This is a genomic window from Sphingomonas sp. NPDC079357 (genome assembly GCF_044901155.1).
GTDB lineage: Bacteria > Pseudomonadota > Alphaproteobacteria > Sphingomonadales > Sphingomonadaceae > Sphingomonas.
Genome location: NZ_JBJDOM010000001.1, coordinates 607,600 through 630,611, shown reverse-complemented (window position 1 = coordinate 630,611; position 23,012 = coordinate 607,600). Strand labels below are relative to the sequence as shown.

23 protein-coding genes and 1 tRNA gene are annotated in these 23,012 nt (G+C 67.3%); 13 read left to right on the top strand and 11 right to left on the bottom strand.

The window, feature by feature from the left end; translation table 11 throughout:
- Nucleotides 1–22: 22 nt before the first annotated feature.
- The 4 genes from ilvC to miaA all read right to left on the bottom strand — a co-directional run bounded on the left by ilvC (nt 23) and on the right by miaA (nt 4,623).
- Nucleotides 23–1,042: a ketol-acid reductoisomerase gene (ilvC, locus tag ACI2JO_RS02965; protein WP_404719255.1), complete on the bottom strand. Its 1,020-nt coding sequence runs from the start codon at nt 1,040–1,042 to the stop codon at nt 23–25.
- A gap of 126 nt (nt 1,043–1,168) precedes the next feature.
- A complete protein-coding gene (gene ilvN, locus ACI2JO_RS02960; RefSeq protein ID WP_404719254.1) occupies nt 1,169–1,684 on the bottom strand; it encodes an acetolactate synthase small subunit in 516 nt (171 codons plus the stop codon).
- A 184-nt stretch (nt 1,685–1,868) separates the two neighbouring features.
- Complete coding sequence (locus ACI2JO_RS02955) at nt 1,869–3,644, bottom strand: acetolactate synthase 3 large subunit (protein ID WP_404719253.1); 1,776 nt, start codon at nt 3,642–3,644, stop codon at nt 1,869–1,871.
- Nucleotides 3,645–3,708: 64 nt separating this feature from the next.
- Entirely contained in the window at nt 3,709–4,623 is a 915-nt protein-coding gene (gene miaA, locus ACI2JO_RS02950) for a tRNA (adenosine(37)-N6)-dimethylallyltransferase MiaA (RefSeq protein WP_404719252.1), read from the bottom strand.
- Here miaA and serB point away from each other — a divergent pair.
- The 3 genes from serB (at nt 4,622) to ACI2JO_RS02935 (ending at nt 7,061) form a co-directional block, all read left to right on the top strand.
- Complete coding sequence (gene serB, locus ACI2JO_RS02945; RefSeq protein WP_404719251.1) at nt 4,622–5,503, top strand: phosphoserine phosphatase SerB; 882 nt, start codon at nt 4,622–4,624, stop codon at nt 5,501–5,503. The two genes, miaA and serB, sit on opposite strands and share 2 nt — an antisense overlap.
- Nucleotides 5,504–5,580: 77 nt before the next feature.
- Nucleotides 5,581–6,297, top strand: coding sequence for an AAA family ATPase (locus ACI2JO_RS02940; protein WP_404719250.1), 717 nt, complete (start codon nt 5,581–5,583; stop codon nt 6,295–6,297).
- Entirely contained in the window at nt 6,297–7,061 is a 765-nt protein-coding gene (locus ACI2JO_RS02935) for a hypothetical protein (protein ID WP_404719249.1), read from the top strand. Before ACI2JO_RS02940 ends, ACI2JO_RS02935 begins: the two co-directional genes overlap by 1 nt.
- Here ACI2JO_RS02935 and ACI2JO_RS02930 read toward each other — a convergent pair.
- Genes ACI2JO_RS02930 through ACI2JO_RS02910 form a run of 5 tightly spaced genes read right to left on the bottom strand, consistent with a single transcriptional unit; the run spans nt 7,058 to nt 11,194 of the window.
- A complete protein-coding gene (locus ACI2JO_RS02930; RefSeq protein WP_404719248.1) occupies nt 7,058–8,278 on the bottom strand; it encodes a dihydroorotase family protein in 1,221 nt (406 codons plus the stop codon). The two genes, ACI2JO_RS02935 and ACI2JO_RS02930, sit on opposite strands and share 4 nt — an antisense overlap.
- On the bottom strand, nt 8,275–9,264 hold the full coding sequence (locus tag ACI2JO_RS02925; RefSeq protein ID WP_404719247.1) for an aspartate carbamoyltransferase catalytic subunit: 990 nt from the start codon (nt 9,262–9,264) through the stop codon (nt 8,275–8,277). The genes ACI2JO_RS02930 and ACI2JO_RS02925 overlap by 4 nt, the downstream gene beginning before the upstream one ends.
- A 44-nt stretch (nt 9,265–9,308) precedes the next feature.
- On the bottom strand, nt 9,309–9,590 hold the full coding sequence (locus ACI2JO_RS02920) for a DUF1294 domain-containing protein (RefSeq protein ID WP_404719246.1): 282 nt from the start codon (nt 9,588–9,590) through the stop codon (nt 9,309–9,311).
- A gap of 39 nt (nt 9,591–9,629) precedes the next feature.
- Nucleotides 9,630–10,094: a Holliday junction resolvase RuvX gene (gene ruvX, locus ACI2JO_RS02915; protein WP_404719245.1), complete on the bottom strand. Its 465-nt coding sequence runs from the start codon at nt 10,092–10,094 to the stop codon at nt 9,630–9,632.
- On the bottom strand, nt 10,091–11,194 hold the full coding sequence (locus tag ACI2JO_RS02910) for a DUF3089 domain-containing protein (RefSeq protein WP_404719244.1): 1,104 nt from the start codon (nt 11,192–11,194) through the stop codon (nt 10,091–10,093). Before ACI2JO_RS02910 ends, ruvX begins: the two co-directional genes overlap by 4 nt.
- A gap of 134 nt (nt 11,195–11,328) precedes the next feature.
- Between ACI2JO_RS02910 and gatC the strand changes: the two genes are divergently transcribed.
- The 4 genes from gatC to ACI2JO_RS02890 all read left to right on the top strand — a co-directional run bounded on the left by gatC (nt 11,329) and on the right by ACI2JO_RS02890 (nt 15,541).
- The gene (gene gatC, locus ACI2JO_RS02905) at nt 11,329–11,616 is read left to right on the top strand and encodes an Asp-tRNA(Asn)/Glu-tRNA(Gln) amidotransferase subunit GatC (protein WP_404719243.1); all 288 of its coding nucleotides are present in this window, start codon (nt 11,329–11,331) and stop codon (nt 11,614–11,616) included.
- A complete protein-coding gene (gene gatA, locus ACI2JO_RS02900; RefSeq protein ID WP_404719242.1) occupies nt 11,616–13,100 on the top strand; it encodes an Asp-tRNA(Asn)/Glu-tRNA(Gln) amidotransferase subunit GatA in 1,485 nt (494 codons plus the stop codon). The genes gatC and gatA overlap by 1 nt, the downstream gene beginning before the upstream one ends.
- A 12-nt stretch (nt 13,101–13,112) precedes the next feature.
- Nucleotides 13,113–14,576, top strand: coding sequence for an Asp-tRNA(Asn)/Glu-tRNA(Gln) amidotransferase subunit GatB (gene gatB / locus ACI2JO_RS02895; RefSeq protein WP_404719241.1), 1,464 nt, complete (start codon nt 13,113–13,115; stop codon nt 14,574–14,576).
- 92 nt (nt 14,577–14,668) lie between these two features.
- Nucleotides 14,669–15,541 carry a hypothetical protein gene (locus tag ACI2JO_RS02890; protein ID WP_404719240.1) on the top strand — a complete coding sequence of 291 codons (873 nt, stop codon included), beginning with the start codon at nt 14,669–14,671 and terminating at the stop codon, nt 15,539–15,541.
- A 47-nt stretch (nt 15,542–15,588) separates the two neighbouring features.
- On the opposite strand, the gene ACI2JO_RS02885 is transcribed toward ACI2JO_RS02890, so the two are convergent.
- Complete coding sequence (locus ACI2JO_RS02885; protein ID WP_404719239.1) at nt 15,589–15,789, bottom strand: hypothetical protein; 201 nt, start codon at nt 15,787–15,789, stop codon at nt 15,589–15,591.
- 13 nt (nt 15,790–15,802) lie between these two features.
- Nucleotides 15,803–15,955, bottom strand: coding sequence for a hypothetical protein (locus ACI2JO_RS02880; RefSeq protein ID WP_404719238.1), 153 nt, complete (start codon nt 15,953–15,955; stop codon nt 15,803–15,805).
- Between the two features lie 106 nt (nt 15,956–16,061).
- Between ACI2JO_RS02880 and ACI2JO_RS02875 the strand changes: the two genes are divergently transcribed.
- From ACI2JO_RS02875 to clpX, 6 genes are all read left to right on the top strand, one after another.
- A tRNA-Leu gene (locus ACI2JO_RS02875) sits at nt 16,062–16,146 on the top strand.
- Nucleotides 16,147–16,203: 57 nt separating this feature from the next.
- On the top strand, nt 16,204–17,895 hold the full coding sequence (gene tig, locus ACI2JO_RS02870) for a trigger factor (protein WP_404719237.1): 1,692 nt from the start codon (nt 16,204–16,206) through the stop codon (nt 17,893–17,895).
- Between the two features lie 150 nt (nt 17,896–18,045).
- Nucleotides 18,046–19,626 carry a hypothetical protein gene (locus ACI2JO_RS02865; RefSeq protein ID WP_404719236.1) on the top strand — a complete coding sequence of 527 codons (1,581 nt, stop codon included), beginning with the start codon at nt 18,046–18,048 and terminating at the stop codon, nt 19,624–19,626.
- Nucleotides 19,626–20,567 (top strand): glycosyltransferase family 2 protein, encoded by a 942-nt coding sequence (locus ACI2JO_RS02860; protein ID WP_404719235.1) that lies wholly within the window; start codon nt 19,626–19,628, stop codon nt 20,565–20,567. Before ACI2JO_RS02865 ends, ACI2JO_RS02860 begins: the two co-directional genes overlap by 1 nt.
- Before the next feature lie 56 nt (nt 20,568–20,623).
- On the top strand, nt 20,624–21,310 hold the full coding sequence (locus tag ACI2JO_RS02855; RefSeq protein ID WP_404719234.1) for an ATP-dependent Clp protease proteolytic subunit: 687 nt from the start codon (nt 20,624–20,626) through the stop codon (nt 21,308–21,310).
- Between the two features lie 267 nt (nt 21,311–21,577).
- A complete protein-coding gene (gene clpX, locus ACI2JO_RS02850; RefSeq protein ID WP_404719233.1) occupies nt 21,578–22,846 on the top strand; it encodes an ATP-dependent Clp protease ATP-binding subunit ClpX in 1,269 nt (422 codons plus the stop codon).
- Nucleotides 22,847–23,012: the final 166 nt, after the last annotated feature.

The following is a 23,012-nucleotide window of genomic DNA, read 5'->3' as shown; positions in this document are numbered from 1 at the left end:
GCTGCCGCACGTTGCGCTGCGATCAGTTCTTGTCCTTGTCCACCAGCTTGTTCGCACCGATCCACGGCATCATCGCGCGCAGCTCCGCGCCGGTCTTCTCGATCTGGTGCGCTGCTGCGGCCTTGCGCGCCGCCTTCAGCTCCGGCTGCCCCGCGCGGTTGTCGAGCACGAAGTTCTTCACGAACCGGCCCGACTGGATGTCGGCCAGCACGCGCTTCATTTCCTTCTTCGTCTCGTCGGTGATGATCCGCGGGCCGGTGACGATGTCGCCATATTCGGCGGTGTTCGAGATCGAGTAGCGCATGTTCGCGATGCCGCCCTCGTACAGCAGATCGACGATCAGCTTCGTTTCGTGCAGGCACTCGAAATACGCCATTTCCGGCGCATAGCCGGCCTCGACCAGCGTCTCGAACCCGGCCTGGATCAGGTGGGTCACGCCGCCGCACAGCACCGCCTGCTCGCCGAACAGGTCGGTCTCGCACTCTTCCTTGAAGTTGGTCTCGATGATCCCCGAGCGTCCGCCGCCGACGCCGCTCGCATAGGCCAGCGCGACGTCATGTGCGTTGCCGCTCGCGTCCTGGTGGATCGCGATCAGGCACGGCACGCCGCCGCCGCGCACATATTCGCTGCGCACGGTGTGACCCGGGCCCTTCGGCGCGATCATGATGACGTCGATGTCCGCCGGCGGCTCGATCAGCCCAAAGTGGACGTTGAGCCCGTGCGCGAACGCCAGCGCGCTGCCCGGCTTCATCCGGCCCTTGATGTCGTCCTCGTAGATCGCGGCCTGATGCTCGTCGGGGGCGAGGATCATCAGGATGTCGGCCCAGGCCGCCGCATCCTTGGTGCTCATCACCTTGAAGCCGGCACCCTCCGCCTTCTTCGCGGTCGCCGAGCCCTCGCGCAGCGCGATCGCGACGTCGGCGATCCCCGAATCGCGCAGGTTCTGCGCATGGGCGTGCCCCTGCGAGCCATAGCCGACGATGGCGATCTTCTTGCCGGTGATCAGATTGAGATCGGCGTCGCGATCGTAATAGACCTTCATGATATTCTACTCCCTTCTTCGTCACCCCGGCCGTGCGCCGGGGGTCCGCTTCCTTTCCACCGGGGCGGAGAAGCGGGACCCCGGATCAAGTCCGGGGTGACGTGGTGTTGATGTAAAAGCGAAAACTCAGGCCGCGTCCTTGCCGCGGGCGATGGCGACGATGCCGGTACGCGCGACCTCGATCAGGCCGACCTCCGCCATCAACTCCAGAAACTTGTCGATCTTGCTCGTCCCGCCCGTCACCTCGAAGATGAAGCTGCTGATCGTCGCATCGACCACACGCGCGCGATAAACTTCGGCGAGCCGCAGCGCCTCGATCCGCTGGTCGCCGGTGCCGCGCACCTTGACCAGCGCCAGCTCGCGTTCGACGTGATCGCCCTCTGCGGTCAGGTCGTGGACGCGGTGAACGGGCACCAGCCGGTCGAGCTGTGCGACGATCTGCTCCAGCGTCGCCGGGCTGGCGCTGGTGACGATCGTGATCCGGCTCACCGCCTTGTCGGCGGTGATCTCGCTGACCGTCAGGCTCTCGATATTATAGCCGCGCGCGGTGAACAGCCCGGCGATGCGGGCCAGGATACCCGGTTCGTTGTCGACGATCACCGCCAGCGTATGGCGTTCGGCTTTCTCTTCACGGATGTGCATTGTCGTTCTCACTCCCCTCCCAAGGGAGGGGTCGGGGGTTTCTCACTCCCCTCCCTTTCAAGGGAGGGGCTGGGGGTGGGTGGCGTGCTCGTGATACGGCGTACCGACGCGCGCGTCGGCCGTACCTCGCCCGGACGCCACCCACCCCCCGACCCCCTCCCTTGAAAGGGAGGGGGAGGGTGCCTCAAACCAGCGCCTTGGCCTCGTCGTCCATGGTCCCGCTGACCTCGTTGGCCTGCAGGATCATGTCGGTGTGCGCCGCGCCGCTCGGGATCATCGGGAAGCAGTTGGCGAGCTTCGCCACCATGCAATCCACCATTACCGGGCCGTCATGCGCGAGCATCGCCGCGATCCCGGCCTCAAGCTGGTCGGGCCGCTCGATACGGATGCCCTTCCAGCCATAAGCCTCGGCCAGCTTCACGAAATCGGGCAGCGAGTCCGAATAGCTTTCCGCATAGCGGCTCTCATAGGTCAGCTCCTGCCACTGGCGGACCATCCCCATATATTGGTTGTTGAGGATGAACACCTTGACCGGCAGGCGATATTGCGTCGCCGTCGCCAGCTCCTGGATGTTCATCTGGATCGACGCCTCGCCCGCGATGTCGATGACCAAAGCGTCCGGGTTGCCGAGCTGCGCGCCGATCGCGGCGGGCAGGCCATAGCCCATGGTGCCGAGCCCACCGCTCGTCAGCCACTTGTTCGGCAGATCGAACCCGAAATGCTGCGCGGCCCACATCTGGTGCTGGCCGACCTCTGTGGTGATGATCGGCTGGCGATGATGCGTGGCGTCGTACAGCGCACGGACGGCGCGCTGCGGCATGATCTCGCCATTGTTCTCGTTCGGCCCGGTCTCGGGGAAGTCGAGGCACTTGCGCGCCCGCCACCCCTCGATCCGCCGCATCCACTCGGCGATGTCGGGCTTGGGATGCTGCCGCGCCTTCCAGACGTGGATCATGTCCTGCATCGCATGGCCGGCATCGGCGACGATCGGGAGGTCGATCCGCACCGTCTTGTTGATGCTCGACCGGTCGATGTCGATATGCACCTTGCGGCTGTTGGGCGAGAAGGCATCGAGCCGTCCGGTAACCCGGTCGTCGAAGCGAGAACCGATCGCGACGACCAGATCGGCCTGGTTCATCGCCATATTGGCTTCATAGGTGCCGTGCATCCCCAGCATCCCGAGCCATTGCGGCCCGCTGGCGGGATAGGCGCCCAGCCCCATCAGCGTGGAGGTGACCGGCGCACCGGTGATCTTCGCCAGCTCCTGCAACAGCAGCGACGCCGCCGGGCCGGAGTTGATGACCCCGCCGCCGGTATAGAGCACCGGACGTTCGGCGGCGGCGAGCATGTCGACGACCTGCTCGATCGCGGCACGATCGGCCTTGATCTGCGGGCGATAGGTCTTGTGCTGGATCGGGCCGGGCTTCTTGTAGCCAGCGGTCGCGACCTGCACGTCCTTGGGAATATCGACCACGACCGGACCGGGGCGGCCCGAGGTCGCGATATGGAACGCCTCATGAATCACCGCGCCGAGCCGCGCCGGATCCTTCACAAGATAATTGTGCTTGGAGCAGTGCCGCGTGATGCCGACGGTGTCGGCCTCCTGGAAGGCGTCCGAGCCGATCAATGCGGTCGGAACCTGCCCGGTGATGACGACCATCGGGATCGAATCGAGCAGTGCGTCGGTGATCCCGGTGACCGCATTGGTTGCGCCAGGGCCGGAAGTGACCAGCACCACGCCGGGCTTGCCCGTCGAGCGCGCATAGCCTTCCGCAGCATGAGTGGCGGCCTGTTCGTGGCGCACGAGAATGTGACGAATTCGTTTCGACCGAAACAGGGCATCGTAGATCGGCAGGACGGCTCCGCCCGGATAGCCGAACACGACCTCCACGCCGAGATCGCACAGCGCCTCGACCAGGATGTCTGCTCCGCTCTTCTCGGTCACGTCACGTCTCCTCATAGGGGAAGGGTCAAGCACCTTAGCCTGACCGGTCCGGGGGCGCTACGGCATAGAAAGTTACACGTCAACCGACCTTTTGGAAATAAAGTTGCAAATTTGGCGCGGTGCAGCATTGCCATTCTTCGGGTAACTGATTGCGAAACCACGTATACTGTCGTTTGGCATACCGCCGTGTGGCGCTTTGCGCCGATGCCAGCGCGTCATCGCGTGACAGCATGCCGGACAGCATTGCAGCGATTTCAGGGACCCCGATCGCCCGGCGCACCGGGGCGTCGCCGGGCACGTCGGCACGGGCCAGCAGCGTCGCGACCTCTTCCACGCCGCCCTCGTCGAACATCCGCGCCAGCCGCGCGTCGCAGCGCGCCGTCAACATGTCCCGGTCCGGCAGCAGCACCAGTCCGTGGACGTCGAGCGTATCGCCAATTCCGCCAGCCCGCGCCGCTTGCCACGCCGCAAGCGGCCGCCCGGTCGATCGCACCACCTCCAGCGCGCGCGCCACGCGCGTCGTGTCACGCGCGTTGAGCCGCGCCGCGGCCGCCGGGTCCTCGCGCGACAATGCGGCATAAGCGTCCGCGACCGCGAGCGCGCGGACCGCGGCCCGCACATCGGCATCGATCTCCGGCACCGGCGCGATCCCGTCGAGCAAGGTGCGCAGATACAGCCCGGTCCCACCGACCAGCACCGGCACCCCGCCTGCGGCATGGACGCGCCGCACCTCCGCCGCCGCATCCGCCGCCCAGCGCGCCGCCGAACACGTCTCCGCGCCGTCGACATAGCCGAACAGCCGGTGCGGCACGCGCGCCTCGTCGGCGGGGGAGGGGCGCGCCGACAGCACGCGCAGGTCGCGATACACCTGGCTGGCGTCGGCGTTGATGACGGTCCCGCCGATTTCTTCGGCCAGTTCGATCGCGAGCGCGCTCTTGCCGCTGGCGGTCGGCCCTGCGATGAGCGCCAGCCTTGGCTTTGCGGGGTTAGGCATGTTCACGGCGACGCTGATAGCAGCAGGGCGGCTGACGCCCAATATCATGGCCGAGGCGCACGATCGCCTTGCCGCGGCGGGCTGCGCGCCGACGACGCTGGCGTGGATCGACGAGGGCGACGCCGCTGACTGGCAGTTCGAGCTGGCTCCCGCCGACGCGCGCTCGGCGCTGGAGGGCGCGTTCGAGCGGGTCGATGTGGTCGTCCAGCCGCGCGACGGTCGCCGCAAGTTGCTGCTCGTCGCCGACATGGATTCGACGATGATCACCGTCGAGTGCATCGACGAACTCGCCGATTATGCCGGGCTGAAGCCGAAGATCGCCGCGATCACCGAGGCCGCGATGCGCGGCGAACTCGATTTCGAGGCCGCGCTCGACGCGCGCGTCGCGTTGCTCAAAGGGCTCGATGCCGCGGTTATCGACACCTGTCGCGCCGAGCGCGTGCAACTGATGCCCGGTGCGCGCGAACTGGTCCGCACGATGCGCGGCTGGGGGGCGAGCGCGGTGCTGGTGTCGGGGGGCTTCACGCGCTTTGCCGAGCCGGTTGCCGCCGAGATCGGCTTCGATCGCGCGATCGCCAACGTGCTGGAGATTGACGGTGCGATGCTGTCGGGCACCGTCGCGCGCCCGATCGTCGGCGCCGCGACCAAGCGCGAGACGCTGCTCGAGACGCGCGCCGCGCTCGGGCTTGCCGACGCTGCGACGCTGGCGGTCGGCGACGGGGCCAACGATCTGGCGATGATCGAGATCGCCGGGCTGGGCGTCGCCTATCGGGCCAAGCCGATCGTCGCGGCGGCGGCGGCGGCGCGCATCGAGCACGGTGATCTGACCGCGCTGCTCTGGGCGCAGGGCGTGCCGCGCGCCGAATGGGCAAGCGTCTGATCGAACGTCTTTAACGCTTCCTCCACCAACCGTGTGGCAAGCAGCCATTCGGATCAACGGGGGCATCGACAGCCAACATGCGCGTACTCGCGGTGGCATCGCAAAAGGGTGGGTCGGGCAAGACGACGCTTGCCGGGCATCTCGCGGTGCAGGCGCAGCGCGCCGGCATCGGGCCGGTCGCCTTGCTCGATCTCGACCCGCAGGGGACGCTCGCGCCATGGGCGGGCGCGCGCACCGTGCGTTCGCCGTCGTTCGCGGCGAGCAATGTGACGCGGCTCGCGCCCGACCTCGACGCGCTGCGCGACAAGGGCGTGCAACTGGTGGTGATTGATACGCCGCCGGCGCTGACTGTCGCGATTCAGGCGGCAATCCACCTCGCCGAGCTGATCGTCGTGCCGACGCGGCCGAGCCCTCACGATCTTCACGCGGTCGGCGGAACCGTCGAGTTATGCGAACGCTCGGGAAAGCCGCTGCTGTTCGTGGTGAACGCCGCAACCCCCAATGCCCCGATCACCGCCGACACCACGGTCGCGCTGTCGCAACACGGCACCGTCGCCGCCGTGACCGTCCACCAGCGCACCGAATATGCCTCATCGATGGCGGACGGGCGCACGGTGATGGAAACCGATCCGCACGGCAGCGCCGCCGAGGAAATTGCGGCGCTGTGGAGCCACGTCTCCGATCGCCTTGAAAAGAACTTCCGCCGCACCGTGTTCACCTCCAGCCCGCTTGGCGGCGGCTATGGTGCGGTGCGGGCGACCGCGAACAGTTTCGGCCGACGGGTGCTCGGTTGATGCCGCGCGCGCTGTTGCGGAGCGCCACGGTCGCGCTCGCCGCGCTGACGCTGACCGGGTGCAGCCTGTGGCATTTTGATTTCGGTCGCGCCGGTGTCCGCGCGGACGCCGGCGCGACGGACGTCGCCGCCGCCGAACGCGCGCTCCGGCATCGTCGCTGGCCGGTCGCGGTCACGTATGCGGAGCAGGCGGTCGCGCGCGACGCTACCGACGGATCGCGGCGCGCGCTGCTCGGCACGGCGTATATGCGCGCCGGACGGTTTCGTTCGGCGGCGCAGGCGTTCGACGATGCGCTGGCGCTGCGTCAGGCCGATGGCGCGACCGCCCTCCATCTGACGCTCGCGCAGATTGCCAGCGGGCAGCATGATGCCGCTCTGGCGACGCTGTCGCGCTACGCCGCATTGGTCCCGGTCGCCGATCGCGGGCTGGCGCTGGCACTCGCCGGAGAGCCGGGGCAGGGCGTCGAGGTGTTGATGGCGGCGATGCGCGTTCCCGGTGCGGATGCGCGCACCCGCCAGAATCTCGCGCTGGCGCTCGCGCTGGCCGGCGAATGGCCCGACGCCTTCTTCATCGTCGGGCTCGACCTGCCGCCGGCGCAGGCGCGTCGACGGATCCTCGACTGGATGCGCTTCGCCCGCCCGAGCGGCCCCGCTGAGCAGGTCGCGACCCTGATGAAGATCACCCCTGCCATCGATCCGGGCCAGCCTCAGGACCTGGCGCTCCAACGCGGCGCGCCCACCGCTGTCGAGGTCGCCGCGCGCTAAGCCGCGATCGCGCGGCCACCTTTCCACATCGCGTTGACGCGTCCCTGCACCGGCAGCCCGTCGAACGGCGTGTTGCCCGCCTTGCCCGGCAGCCGGTCGGCGTCGATCTGCCACGGCGCGCTTTCGTCGATCAGGATCACGTCGCCCGGCATCCCCGCCGCCAGCGTTCCCGTCTCCAACCCCAGCAGCGCCGCCGGCCCGGTCGCCAGCAGCGCGAACAGCCGCGGCAGCGTCACGCGCCCGTCGCGCGCCAGCCCCAGCGCGAGCGGCAGCAGCGTCGCCGCATCCGCCGCGCCCGCGCTGGCGTCCGCGAACGGCAGCCGCTTTTCCTCCGGCCCGCGCGGATCGTGCCCCGAACACAGCAGGTCGATCGTCCCGTCCGCCAGCGCGGCCAGCGCCGCCTTGCGATCGTCCTCGCTGCGCAGCGGCGGCGAGAGATGCGCGAAGGTGCGGAAATCGCTCATCGCATTGTCGCTGAGCAGCAGATACGCCGGGGTGATCCCGCACGTCACCCGTACCCCGCGCGCCTTGGCCGCGCGCACCAGCGCGAACCCCGCCGCGGTCGTGATGCAGCGCAGGTGCAGCCGCGCGCCGGTTTCCTCCGCCAGCATCAGGTCGCGCGCGATCGCCAGCGGCTCGGCAAGCGCCGGCGCGGACGGCAGCCCGAGCCGCGTCGCGGTCTCGCCCTCGGTCGCCACCGCGCCCGCCGCCAGCCCGCCGTCCTCGGCATGCGTGACGACCACCACGTCGAGGTCGCGCGCATACATCAGCACGCGGTGCATCACCCCCGAATCGGCGATCCAGCCGCGCCCGGTCCCGACCGCCCGCGCCCCCGCCGACAGGCAGATCGCCATTTCGGCGAGGTCCGTGCCCGCCAGCCCGCGCGTCGCCGCGGCGATCGGATGAATCCACAAATCGGGCCGCCCGATCAGCGCGAGGCGCTGCACCGCGCCCGGCTCGTCGAGCACCGGCACCTGATCGGGCATCGGCGCGACCCGCACCACGCCGCCGGCGCGCGCCGCTGCGCGGTCGATCCGCGCGACGCCGACGTCGATGATGCCGGGCGTCAGCAACTTGCCGCGGCAATCGACGCGCTCGGCATGGCTCGGCGCCTCGCCCGCGACGATCGTGCCGTCGACGATCAGCAGCTCGCCGTCGCGCTCGCCGCCCGCCGGGCAGACCAGCCGCGCATTGGTCAGGTGCAGCGCCTGCGTCATGCCCAGCCCTCCACCTTGCGCGCGCGCCGGGTCAGCACGTCCAGGCAGGCCATCCGCACCGCCACGCCCATCTGCACCTGCTCCGTGATCGCCGATTGCTCGACATGGTCGGCCACCGCCGAATCGATCTCCACCCCGCGGTTCATCGGCCCGGGATGCATCACCAGCGCGCCCGGCGCACGCGCGTTCAGCCGCTCCAGCGTCAACCCGTAGCGCAGATGATATTCGCGCGACGACGGGACGTAGCCACCACTCATCCGCTCGGTCTGGAGCCGCAGCATCATCACCACGTCCGCCCCCTCGATCGCCTTGTCGAAATCGGTGAAGGCGGTCACCCCGAACCGCTCGATCGCGGGCGGCATCAACGTCGAGGGCGCGCAGACGCGCACCTCGGCCGCGAGCGCGGTCAGCGCAAGGATGTTCGACCGCGCGACGCGACTGTGGAGCAAATCGCCGCAGATCACGACGCGCTTGTTGGCGACGCCGCCCAGCCGCCGCCGGATCGTCAGCGCGTCAAGCAAGGCCTGCGTCGGATGTTCGTGCCGCCCGTCACCGGCGTTGAGCACCGGGCAATCGACCTTGTCCGCGATCAGCCGCACCGCGCCCGACGACATGTGCCGGATCACGATCACATCGGCGCGCATCGCGTTGAGCGTCATCGCGGTGTCGATCAGCGTCTCGCCCTTCTTCACGCTCGACTGCGCGGCGTGCATGTTGACGACATCCGCGCCGAGACGCTTGCCCGCGATCTCGAAGCTCAGCAGCGTGCGCGTGCTGTTCTCGAAAAAGGCGTTGATCTGCGTGAAGCCCGCCAGCCGCTTGTCGGCGATCGCATGGGTGCGGTTCGCCTCCACCCACGTTTCCGCCTCGTCGAGCAGGAAGGTGATCTCATGGGGCTCTAGGCCCTCGATCCCGGTCAGGTGGCGGTGCGGAAACACCGCGCCTCCGGGGATCAGCGTGGCGGGGCGGTGGTCCGACTGGTTCATCGAAGCCGCTGCCTAGTCGCGGAGCGGGAAGGGGGCAAGCGGGGTCAAAGCAACAGTGACCCCAGTCCAATCAGCGTCCCGGCCTGAACCATCGCGATCAACTGCATATAAAGCGAGAAGGGCTGCTTGCGTGTTTTGTGACAATATCGTTGTCGCGCCCAGAAGGCACCGGGGCTGCCGCCAAGCGCGGTGAGCCATAGCAGCGTCGACTCACGCGTCCGCCCTTCATCATGCACGGCTGCATGCTTGTCTGCGGCGAAGCAGAAGATCGTCAGCAGGTTAATTGCCGCGAATGCGAGAACGGCGAGAGCGAGGGTCGAAGACATGCGACTCACCTTATCCGGCTCATCTTAACGACCGGCTGTTCACCCCACCGCCACCAGCGCGTCGATCGCCGCCTGCAGGATATGCGCAGCGGCATGGTTGTCGATCCGCTCGGCCCGCTTGGCGCGGCTGAAGTCCTGCTCGATCAGCGCGCGCTCCGCCGCGACCGTCGACCAGCGCTCGTCCCACAACAGGATCGGCAGCCCGGTGTCGCGGCAGTTGCGCGCGAACGCTCGCGTCGACTGGGTGCGCGGGCTCTCGGTCCCGTCGAGATTGAGCGGCAACCCGATCACCCAGCCGCGCACCTGCTGCGCCTGCGATAGCGAAGCCAACGCCGCCTTGTCCGCCGTGAACTTGGCACGCCGGATCAACTGCGCCGGGCTCGCGAAGCTCCACCCCGCGTCGCACAGCGCCGTGCCGACCGTCTTGGTCCCGACATCCAGCCCCAGCAATCGCCCGCCCTCCGGCAGCAACGCGCGGAACGCCGCCGCCTCGGTGACGATCATGCCGCCGCCGCCAGCCGCCGCGCCGCATCCGCGCGGACGTTCGCCCAGAACAGGCTGTAATCGTAGACGTGGTAATTGTTGCCCGGCAGCGTGTAGGGTCCGACATCCGGCGGCGAACCGATCAGCAGCAGCCCGCGTCCGCCGCAATGCGCGCCGATCCGCCCCGGCTCGATCCGCGCCTCGCTCATCGCCGCATTGGGGAACAGCGTCCCCAGATTGGCGCTCGTCGGCGCGGAAGCGTTCGGCGTGCCGGTCAGCGGGTTGGTGCACAACATCTGCGTCCCGCGCCGCGGCTTGCCGTCGAACCCGGTCGAGCGGTCGTAATTGTCGAGGATCAGCGACGGATCGGCGGGCTCGGCGAACGTCTGCCACGACAGCACGCAGCCGCGCTGGTCGGCGCGTTCGCACGCCGGCAGCCCGAGCGCGGGCAGATCGTTGCTCGTCGACACCGGCCAGCCGACCACATAGGCCGCGACGATCCGCTTCGCCAGCGGCGTGCCCGCGACACGATCCTTGAGCAGATGCGTCAGGTGCAGCGCGCCCTGGCTGTGCCCGGCGAGGATGATCGGGCGCGTCGGCCCGGCCTCGGCCAGAAAGGCATCGAACGCCGCGAGGATGTCGCCATAGGCCAGCGCCAGCGCCTGTTCGGCGGCGCGCTGGTCGGTCAGGAACGCGCCGAACGTCGCCTGGCGGTAACGCGGCGCCCAGATCTCGCCCGCCGCGTTGAAGGCGCTGGCCTGCCCGCGCAGGAACAAGGCGGCGCGATTGTTGGCCTCCTCGTCGGTCAGCGGCGCGTTCCAGTGCGCGCGGTTGAGGTACGAGGTCGGGTGGATGAAGAACACCGCCGCGCCGCCGGGGGCCTTGCGCGGCGCATAGCCGGGCGGGGTCCACAGGGCCGGATTCCGGGCCAGCGCCGGTCGCGCCAGCCACATCGTATCCGGCGCGTATTCCTTTGCGGTCAGGTGTTTCTGGTCACGGAACGACTCGCCCGGCACCATCGCCATCCGCATCATCCCGACGCCCCACAGGCGATAGGCAAAGGCAGCCGCAGTCGCCAGCACGATCAATGCGACGACGATATAGAGGAATTTGCGGGCCAAATGTGCGTCACCATTGTGCGGTGCGGCAAAAGCGCCGCGTCCGCAACCGTAAAGCTGGTGCCTGAGGAATGCGCCATACGCAACCGTGCGAGGCGTGTTGCAAGATCGGGCCGCCGGGTGGTAGCGGCGGCGGCATGTCCGTTGACACCGCAACCGTCAGGCGCATCGCCGGCCTCGCCCGCATCGCCATCACCGACGACGAAGCCGCCCGGCTCGCGCCCGAACTCGGCAACATCCTCGACTGGATCGAGCAGCTTGGCGAAGTCGATACCGCCGGGGTCGAGCCGATGACCGCCGTCATTGCCAACAAGCTGCGGCTGCGCGACGACGTCGTCACCGACGGCGGGGTCCGCGATGCGGTGCTCGCCAACGCGCCGCAGGCCGAACATGGCTTCTTCACTGTGCCCAAGGTGATCGAATAATGACCGCACTCACCGATCTGGGCATCGCCGCGATCCGTAACGGCGTCCGCGACGGCGACTTCTCCGCGCGCGAAGTGGCCGAGGCGTTCAACGCCGCGGTCGCCGCCGCGAAGCCGCTCAACGCCTTCCTCGTCGAAACCCCCGAGCACGCGCTCGCCGCCGCCGACGCCGCCGACAAGGCCCGCGCGGCGGGCGAGACGCTGAAGCCGATGGCCGGCGTGCCGATCGGCATGAAGGACCTGTTCTGCACCAAGGGCGTGCCGACGACCGCAGCCAGCCACATCCTCGAAGGCTTTACGCCCGAATATGAGTCGACCGTTTCGCAGAACCTGTGGAACGCCGGCGCGGGGATGCTCGGCAAGCTGAACCTCGACCAGTTCGCGATGGGCTCGTCGAACGAGACCAGCTATTTCGGCAACGTCATCAGCCCGTGGCGGCGCAATGACGGCGGCAACGCGCCGCTCGCGCCGGGCGGCTCTTCGGGCGGTTCGTCCTCGGCGGTCGCGGCGCGCATCGCGCCGGGCGCGACCGGCACCGACACCGGCGGCTCGATCCGCCAGCCGGCGGCGTTCGTCGGCATCTCGGGGATCAAGCCGACCTACGGCCGCTGCTCGCGCTGGGGCACGATCGCCTTCGCCTCGTCGCTCGATCAGGCCGGGCCGATGGCGCGCGACGTCCGCGACTGCGCGATCATGCTGGAGGCGATGGCCGGCTTCGACGCGAAGGACGCTACGTCGCTCGACCTGCCGGTGCCGAACTGGGAGGGGCAGCTCAACGGCTCGCTCGCCGGCAAGCGCGTCGGCATTCCCAAGGAATATCGCGTCGACGGCATGCCCGCCGAGATCGAGGCGCTCTGGCAGCAGGGGATCGCGTGGCTGAAGGACGCCGGCGCCGAGATCGTCGACGTCTCGCTGCCGCACACCCGGTACGCGCTGCCCGCTTACTACATTATCGCACCGGCGGAGGCTTCGTCGAACCTCGCGCGCTACGATGGCGTGCGATACGGGCTCCGCGACCTTCCGGACGGGGCTAATTTGCAGGAAATGTACGCACGGACGCGCGCCGAAGGTTTCGGCGACGAGGTCAAGCGCCGTATCCTGATCGGCACCTACGTCCTCTCTGCCGGCTTCTATGACGCCTATTACACGCAGGCGCAGAAGGTCCGCACGCTGATCGCGCGCGATTTCGAGCGTGCCTGGGAGGTCTGCGACGTGCTCCTGACCCCGACCGCACCTTCGGCTGCGTTTGCGCTCGGTGAGAAGTCGGCCGATCCTTTGGCCATGTATCTCAACGACGTATTCACGGTTCCCTCCAGCCTCGCCGGCCTGCCCGCGATGAGCGTACCGGGCGGCGTCGATGCGTCAGGCCTGCCGCTCGGGCTTCAGATCATCGGCCAACCGCTCGACGAACAGGGTGTCCTCAACGCCGCCCTGGCGATCGAGGAACGCGCGGGCTTCACGGCGCGACCGGCTAAATGGTGGTAAGAAAGACGAAATATGGCTGACGCATCCACCTCGTTCCGCATCAAGGGCGACACTGGCGAATGGGAGGTCGTGATCGGCCTCGAAGTCCATGCGCAGGTGACGACGAACGCCAAATTGTTCTCGGGCGCCGCCACTGCCTTTGGCGCGGAGCCGAACACGCAGGTGTCGCTGGTCGATGCTGCGATGCCGGGGATGCTGCCGGTCCCGAACCGCGAGTGCATCCGCCAGGCGGTGCGCACCGGCATGGCGATCGATGCGCAGATCAACAAATGGTCGCGGTTCGATCGCAAGAACTATTTCTACGCCGATTTGCCGCAGGGCTATCAGATCTCACAGCTTTATCACCCGCTGGTCGGCGAGGGCGCGATCGAGATCGAGGTCGGCGACGATACCAAGACGATCGGTGTCGAGCGCATCCACGTCGAGCAGGATGCCGGCAAGCTGATGCACGATCAGCATCCGACCCGCTCCTATGTCGACCTCAACCGCTCGGGCGTCGCGCTGATGGAAATCGTCAGCCGCCCCGACATGCGCTCGCCCGCCGAGGCGGGGGCGTATCTGACCAAGCTGCGCTCGATCCTGCGCTATGTCGGCTCGTGCGACGGCAATATGGACCAGGGCTCGATGCGCGCCGACGTCAACGTCTCGGTGCGCAAGCCCGGCGAGGAATACGGCACCCGTACCGAGACCAAGAACGTCAACTCGATCCGCTTCGTGATGCAGGCGATCGAGCATGAGGCGGCGCGGCAGGTTGAGGTGATCGAGGCCGGCGGCACGATCGTACAGGAAACGCGGCTGTTCAACCCGGACAGCGGCACGACGCGCTCGATGCGCTCCAAGGAAGACGCGCACGATTACCGCTACTTTCCCGATCCCGATCTGCTCCCGCTCGAACTCGACGAGGCGTTCCTCGACGAGTGCCGCGCCAGCCTGCCCGAACTGCCCGACGCCAAGCGCGCGCGCTACGAGGGGTTGGGGATCACGCCCTACAACGCGCAGGTGCTGACCGCCGAGGTCGAGAGCGCACGCTGGTTCGATGCGCTGCTCGATGCCGGCGCGAAGCCCGTCGCCGCCGCGAACTGGGTCAGCAGCGAATTGTTCGGCGCGCTCAATCGGTTGGGCAGGTCGATCGGCGACAGCCCCGTGACGCCGGCGCAGGCTGCCGAATTGCTTGCGCTGGTCGCCGACGGCACGCTGTCGGGCAGCCTCGCCAAGCAGGTATTCGAGGCGATGCTGGAAACCGGTGACGCGCCGGGCAAGATCGTCGAGGAGCGTGGGCTCAAGCAGACCAGCGACACCGGCGCGATCGAGGCGGTGATCGCCGACGTGCTGGCGAAGAACCCCGGCCAGCTCGAACAATATCGCGGCGGCAAGGTCGCGCTGTTCGGCTTCTTCGTCGGCCAGACGATGAAGGCGATGGGCGGCAAGGCCAATCCGGCGGTGGTGAATGATCTGCTGAAGAAGGCCCTGGGGTAAGCGACCCGGTGTGCAGGGCCGCCGCTTGCGCCTTTGCGGCCAGCAGCTAAGTTCCTCCTCGTCGACGATCGACGACAGGGGGGAATCTTATCATGAAACGACTTATCGCTGCGTTGCTGGCGTGTGCGCTGCCGACTGCTGTTCTGGCTGAAACGCTCAACAACGCCACCGTGGTCACGCTCGTGAAGGCCGGGGTGGGCGACGAAGCGGTGATCGCCAAGATCAAGGCGACACCGGGTCAGTTCGATCTATCCACCGAGCAACTCATTGCGCTGAAACAGCAAGGCGTTTCGTCAGGCGTCATCGCTGCAATGCTCGCGACCAGCGCGAGCGCGGCTCCCGGCGGAGCGCCTGCTTCGTCGATCGACTCGCCTGACTGGCGGGTGCCTCATCCTGCCGGCATCTACCTGTTGAACGGGCAGGAGACGGCGGCGCAGATGGCGAGGATCGATCCGACAACCGCGAACCAGACCAAGACCGGTGGAATGCTGGGCTACATGATGACCGGCGGCCTCGCGTCGATCAAGATGAAGTCCGTGATCCCCAATGCCCATGCGCGGGTTCATGCGGCCGCGGCACGCCCGGAATTCTATTTCTACTTTGACGAGGCGAATAGCAGCCTCTCGCACGGCGCGAACACAGGATCGTTTCTGGCCGGACCAGCCGTGACGATTACGTCGCCCAATGAATTCAGCCTCATCCGGTTCGATGTGAAGGACAATCGACGTGAGGCCCGGGTTGGAAGCTTCAACATCGCCGGCTCGAAAACCGGTGTCATGGACAAGGACCGCATTGCCTTCAGTTACGACAGGGTGGCGCCGGGCGTGTTCCGGGTTCGCCCCGACGCCGATCTAGCGCCGGGGGAATATGGCTTTCTCTACTCGATGTCGGCAGGTTCGGGGTCAGGGCTTTATACGAATGGGGTCATGAGCGCCCGCGTCTTCGATTTCGCCGTAGATCGCTGACCTCGACCGATGATGCCGGCGCGTGAAGGGGGATAATGCCGCGCCGGCTATTGCTGCGTCAGGTCCTGATTTTTCACCTCGCCGCCGGTGCCGCTGTTGCCGTCGAACTCGCCGGTATCGGTGAAGCGCGCCGGCTCCTTGCCGCCTTCGCCGCGCGCCACTGCATCGCTGCGCGCCTCCACCGCCTGCTGGATGTCGGGTCGTTCGTCATCGCGGTTCGGGATCGGGTCGATCGTCTTGTCGGTCATGATCGTGCGCCTTTCAGATGCTGGGCGTCGTGGGCGACGGTGCGCCGGGGGCGGGAACGTCGATGTCGGGGCCGGGCGGCGTGATTTCGGGTGGCGGGGTGTCGGGCGTGCCGGGCTGGGTTGGCTGCGGCACGTCGGCGGGAATATCTCCGGGGTTGGTGGCCATGGCTTTTTTCTCCTTCACGGCACCAACGCCCCGCCGAAGCACGGGTTGCCCGCTTGCCCCATCGCGCGCGTCGGTATAGATGCCGCCGACCGGCGGTGTCCGACTAGCGGGCGTGGCGGAACTGGTAGACGCGCCAGATTTAGGTTCTGGTATCGCAAGATGTGGGGGTTCGATTCCCTTCGCCCGCACCAGTCCCCGCGCAAGCGGGGTTGCCACCACTAACGAAATTCTTCTGACGAAAGCGGCCAATGCAGACTGTCGAGACGCTGAACGAGGGCCTGAAGCGCGCCTTCACCCTGACGATCCCCGCCGGCGACATCGCCAAGCGGGTTGATGCCGAGCTGAAGCGCGTTGCGCCGCAGATCAAGATGCCGGGCTTCCGTCCGGGCAAGGTACCGACCAATCTGGTCAAGAAGATGCACGGCCCCGCGATCGAGCAGGACGCACTGAACACCTCGATCCAGGAAGGCATTCAGGCGCTGATTGCCGAGAAGCAGCTTCGTCCGGCGATGCAGCCGAGCGTCGAGCTGGTCGAAGGCTATGAGTCGGGCAAGGACGCCGAGCTGAAGGTCGAGCTGGAAGTGCTCCCGCAGGTTCCGGCGCCCGCGATCGAGGGTCTGAAGCTCGAGCGCCTTACCGTTCCGGTCGACGAATCGGCGATCGACGAGCAGCTCAAGCGCTTCGCCGACGGCGCCAAGCGCTGGGAAGACGCGGGTGACAAGGCCGCCGAGACCGGCGATCAGGTCGTCATGGACTTCGTTGGCAAGACGCTTGACGGCGTGGCGTTCGACGGCGGTACCGGCACCGACATGGCGGTCGAAATCGGCGCGGGTCGCCTGATCCCTGGCTTCGAGGAGCAGGTTGTCGGCGCGAAGGCCGGCGAGGAGCGCCAGATCAAGGTGACCTTCCCCGAGGATTACGGCGCCAAGGAACTGGCCGGCCAGGACGCGACCTTCGACCTGACGATCAAGTCGGTGAAGACCGCGGGCGAGAGCCAGATCGACGACGAGATGGCCAAGAGCCTCGGGCTGGAGAGCCTTGAGCAGCTCCGCGGGCTGGTGAAGGGCCAGTTCGAGCAGGAGAACAACGGCCTGACGCGCACCTATATGAAGCGCAAGCTGCTCGACCAGCTGGCCGAGGGGCATGACTTCGAAGTGCCGCCGTCGATGGTAGAGGCTGAATTCAATCAGATCTGGCAGCAGCTCCAGCACGAAGCGACGCACGAGCCCGATCCGCAGGCCGCGCTCGACGAAATGGAGAAGGAGCGGGACGATTACCGCAAGATCGCCGAGCGGCGCGTCCGTCTGGGCCTGCTTCTGAGCGAGATCGGTCAGGCGAACGGCGTCGAGGTCACGCAGCAGGAAATGCAGCGGTTGCTGATGCAGGCGGCGCAGCAGTACGGCCCCGAGGATCGTCAGCGCTTCATCCAGTATGTCCAGCAGGACCCGATGGCCGCCGCGCAGCTCCGCGCGCCGCTGTACGAAGACAAGGTCGTCGACTTCCTGTTCGACAAGGCCGAGATCACCGAGCGCGAGACGACCAAGGAAGAGCTGGAAGCCGCGATCGAGAGCGAGGACGGTTTCGCGACCGGCACGCACAGCCACGATCACGACAACCACAAGCCGAAGCAGACCCGCGGCAAGAAGAAGGTCGAGCCGGCCGCCGAGGGCGACGAGGCCGCTGCCGAGGCGAAGCTCGCCAAAAAGGCTGCCGCCAAGAAGCCGGTTGCCAAGGGCGAGGACGCTGGTGCCGTGACCGAGCCGGCGGGCGAGGCCGAAGTGGCACCCGCGAAGAAGCCGCGCGCCAAGAAGCCGGCCGCGCCGGTCGAGGCCGAGACGCAGGTCGCCGAGTCGTCGCCGGAAGCCGCCGAGGCGGCCGAGGGCACGCAGGCTGCGGATGCTGCGCCGGCCAAGAAGCCGCGCGCGAAGAAGGCCCAGTAAGCCGGGCAGGCGCGCGGGCCTCGCGGTGATTCAAACCGCCGCGATGCCCGCGCGCCGCCGACTGTCCCATCGTCGCACATGAAGGCGGATGACGCCCATCTTTCCGGGTGTTAGACGCGGCCGCCTGGGGCGTTGGCAAGGGGGCTTGCGATGGACATGGCGATGAGTGGCGACGGCGAACGGCGGAGCGCCGTAGGGCGAGGCCGTCGTGCACGCCCGCTCGACATCGTCCGCCACGTCGTCTGCGTGCTCGCGCTGATGTGGACCGGCATCGTGAACGGGCAGCCGTTCTTTTTCCCGGACAGCACCAATTACATCCGCGCCGCCGATCTGGCGGCACACCTCGCCTCTGGCCGGACGGTGTCGACCGTGTGGACCGCGCGATATGCCGAGCAGTTGCCGGCGGGGCAGCCGGCGCCTACCACCCCCGCGAAGGCGCCTTCTGCCAATGGTAGCGCCAGCGCCGAGGCCGACCACCGCACCAGCGCCAATGATCTGAAGAGCGGGCTCGTGATGAGCGGGCGCTCGCCCTATATCGGGGCGTTGATCTACGCGGGCTGGGTGCTCGGCTGGTTCTGGCCGTTCGTGCTGCTTCAGGCGGTGATCGCCTATTTGCTCATCATCATGGTGCTGCGTCGCTTCGATCTGGCGAGCGCCCGGATCGTGACGCTCGTCACGTTGGCCCTCGCGCTCACCACCAGCCTGCCGACGTATAACAGCATGTTGCTCGCGGATGGCTTTGCCTCGTTCGGGATGCTGGCGCTGGCGCTGCTCGCGCTGCCCGGGCGGCTGTCGCGCTGTCAGATCGCTTTCCTGGTCGCGGTAATGGTGATGTCAGCGATCGCGCATCTCACCCACCTGACGATGCTCGTCGGCATGACCGGTGCGCTGGTGCTGCTGCGGCTGCTCGGCTGGCTGCGTCCACCGCCGCGCGCCTGGTATGCCGCGATCGGGACGATCGTGGTCGCGGTGCTGGCCTTGCAGGCGACCACCCTGGCGACCCGCATCGCGATCGGGCGTGCGCCGCAGTTGCTGCCGCTGCTCACCTCGCGCTTCTACGCCGACGGTCCGGGGCAGAAGTTCATCGAGGCCGGCTGCGACGGGAACCGCTTCGCGGCATGCCGCATCCCGATGGGCAAGCCCTATAACAATGCCGCGTGGCTGTTCTCGGTCGAGCCGCAATACGGTGCCTATATGCTCGCCTCACCCGAGCAGCGGCGGATCATGGGCGAAGAGGATGTCGACTTCGCGATAGCGGTGCTGCGCGCCTATCCGGTCGAGCAGATCACCGCATCGGCGCGCAACACGCTCCAGCAATTGCTATGGATCGACTATGACGCGCTCAATCAAGGCTGCGGTACCGCACCGACTTGCTGGGAAAGCCTGCCGCCGGTGGTGCGCGCGCGATTCATGCAAAGTCTGTCGGGTCGCAACGCATGGCCGCGCGACCTGATGAACGCGATCCTCTATGCCGCGGTCATCGCTTCGCTGCTCGCGCTGGCGGCGACGCTGCCGATGCTCGCGCGGCGGGATCGTGAGGCGTATGTGTTGATGCGCAATCTGCTGGTGATCACCGGCATCGGGATGTTGGTTTGCTGCTTCTTCGGGGGTGCGGTCGCCGATCCACAATATCGCTATCAGGGACGTCTGATCTGGTTGCCGGTGTTCTTCGCGCTGGTCGCGGTGCTACGCGTCCGGCAGGCGCGGCCTGTGGAGCACGGGCTGCGGTGATGCCGGGTCCGCGGATCGCGGTGCTGTTGCCGTGCTATAACGAGGAGGCGGCGATCGCGCAGACCGTCGCGTCGTTCCGTGCCGCACTGCCTCACGCAAAGGTCTACGTTTACGACAACAACAGCCGCGATCAGACGCGCGAGCGCGCAGCGGCGGCGGGCGCGATCGTCCGAACCGAGCGGATCCAGGGCAAGGGAGCGGTGGTGCGGCGAATGTTCGCCGACATCGACGCCGACGTCTATGTCATGGCCGACGGTGACGCGACCTACGACGCCAGCGCCGCCCCCGCGCTGGTCGCGCGGATGCTGGACGAGCAGCTCGATATGGTGGTGGGATGCCGGATCGGCGAAGCCGCCGCCGCCTACCGCCGCGGGCACAGGCTGGGCAACGCGATGCTGACCGGGATGCTGACGCGGCTGTTCGGGCGCAGCTTTACCGACATTCTGACCGGCTATCGCGTGTTCTCGCGCCGGTTCGTCAAGAGCTTCCCGGTGCTGTCCGTCGGGTTCGAGATCGAAACCGAGATCAGCGTCCACGCGCTGGAACTCAAGATGCCGGTCGGCGAGATCGAGACGCCCTATTTCGCGCGCCCCGAAGGGTCGGTGTCGAAGCTGAGCACCTATCGCGACGGATGGCGGATCGTCGGAACGATCGCGACGCTCTACCGGATCGAACGGCCATTGTGGTTTTTCGGCGCGGTCGGCGGATTGCTGGCGTTGCTGGCGGTGATCCTCGCGGTGCCGCTGATCGTCACCTACATGCACACCGGGCTCGTCCCGCGCTTCCCGACCGCGATCCTGGTCACCGGGCTCATCATCCTCGCGGCACTGTGCTTTTTCGCGGGGTTGATCCTCGACACCGTGGTGCGCGGGCGGCGCGAGGTGCGGCGGCTCGCCTATCTGCAACTACCCGCGCCGGGACGGGCAAGCGAAGGGGCTTGAACCGTTTCGCACAAGCACCGATGTTGCGGCTCTTCCTAAGCGAAAAGAGAGTTTCCATGCACAATCCGTTCGACACCGGCGATTTCGCGGGCAAGCTGGCGAGCGCCGGGCTCGGGCTGCATCAGACCCAGGCCGGGCTGGTGCCGATCGTGATCGAGCAGTCGAACCGCGGCGAGCGGTCGTTCGACATCTTCTCGCGTCTGTTGCGCGAGCGGATCGTGTTCGTGACCGGCGGGGTCGAGGACGGCATGGCCAGCCTGATCACCGCGCAGCTGCTGTTCCTCGAGTCGGAAAATCCGAAGAAGGACATCTACATGTACATCAACTCGCCGGGCGGTGTCGTCACGGCGGGCATGGCGATCCACGACACGATGCAGTACATCCGTCCGCGCGTCGGCACGGTCTGCATCGGTCAGGCGGCGTCGATGGGCAGCTTCCTGCTCGCCAGCGGTGAGCCGGGAATGCGCGTCGCGCTGACCAACAGCCGCATCATGATCCACCAGCCGTCGGGCGGCGCGCAGGGCATGGCTGCGGACATCGAGATCCAGGCGCGCGAGATCCTGCGGATGCGCCACTTCCTCAACACGCTGTACGCCAAGTACACCGGCAAGCCGCTTGCCGAGATCGAGCACGCCATGGACCGCGACAAGTTCATGAGCGCGGAGGAGGCCAAGGAGTTCGGCCTGATCGATCAGGTGTTCGACAAGCGTCCGCAGCCGGCCGAGGACGCGGCCGCGGCCTGATTGGGGACAGCGACGCGCGCGGAACGGCGCGCGTCGATACCAATTGCTTACGCCTGCTTGCTATGACCGCTTCGCGACGAACCGCGCCGGGCCTGCCCTTGAAGCCCGTCGCGGGACGTTCGATATAGGACGTTGCGACGGCGTGAAGCGGGACCTTCGCGCCGCGCGGCGGCCAACGACGCTTTGTACGTTGTTGCTTAAGCTGCGGTGCGTTAGCCTGCGCCGCGCACAGGGCGGGTCGATGATCCGCGACGAAGGATGGACTGAATGACGAAACTTAGTGGCGGCGATAGCAAGAGCACCCTGTATTGCTCGTTCTGCGGCAAGTCGCAGCACGAAGTGCGCAAGCTGATCGCCGGACCCACCGTCTTCATCTGTGACGAATGCGTCGAGCTGTGCAACGACATCATTCGCGAGGAGACGAAGTCCGCGCTGGTCGCCAAGAAGGACGGCGGCGTGCCGACCCCGCAGGAAATCTGTGACGTGCTCGACGATTACGTCATCGGGCAGAAGCAGGCGAAGCGCGTGCTGTCGGTGGCGGTCCACAACCACTACAAGCGGCTGAACCACGGCGCCAAGGGAGCCGATGTCGAGCTGGCGAAGAGCAACATCCTGCTCGTCGGTCCTACCGGCTGCGGCAAGACGTTGCTCGCGCAGACGCTGGCGCGCATCCTCGACGTGCCGTTCACGATGGCCGACGCCACGACGCTGACCGAGGCCGGCTATGTCGGCGAGGATGTCGAAAACATCATCCTCAAGCTGCTTCAGGCCTCGGATTACAACGTCGAGCGCGCGCAGCGCGGCATCGTCTATATCGACGAGATCGACAAGATCAGCCGCAAGGCCGAGAATCCCTCGATTACCCGCGATGTGTCGGGCGAGGGCGTCCAGCAGGCGCTGCTCAAGCTGATGGAAGGCACCACCGCCAGCGTGCCGCCGCAGGGCGGGCGCAAGCATCCGCAGCAGGAGTTCCTGCAGGTCGACACGACGAACATCCTGTTCATTTGCGGCGGCGCCTTCTCGGGGCTCGAGAAGATCATCGGCGACCGGTTGCAGGGCAAGTCGATCGGCTTCGGCGCCTATGTCGCGACCCCGGAGGAGCGTCGCACCGGCGAGGTGCTGCGCCAGACCGAGCCGGAGGATCTGCTCAAGTTCGGGCTGATCCCCGAGTTCGTCGGTCGTCTGCCGGTGATCGCGACGCTGGAGGATCTTGACATCCCGGCGCTGGTCAAGATCCTGTCCGAGCCGAAGAACGCGCTGGTCAAGCAGTATCAGAAGCTGTTCGAGATGGAGGAGGTCAAGCTCGGCTTCACCGACGACGCGCTGACCACGGTCGCCAAGAAGGCGATCGAGCGCAAGACCGGCGCGCGCGGGCTCCGCTCGATCCTCGAGGGCATCCTGCTCGATACGATGTTCGACCTGCCGGGGATGGACTCGGTCGACGAGGTGATGATCGACAAGGACGTGGTCGAGGGTCGCAAGGACCCGGTTCGCGTCTACGCCGAGAAGAGCAAGAAGGCCGGCGAGGTCGCCTGAGCCGATGATGCGGGTGGAGGGAACGGATGAGTTCCTTCCACCTTCGTCGCCCCGGACTTGATGCGAGGCGGCGATGTGATGCGCGGCAGTGCCCGTCGCCGCTCTGATATCGTTACACCCGTGGATCATGTCCGCGCCTCATGCATTGGTCGGGAGAAGGGAGCCC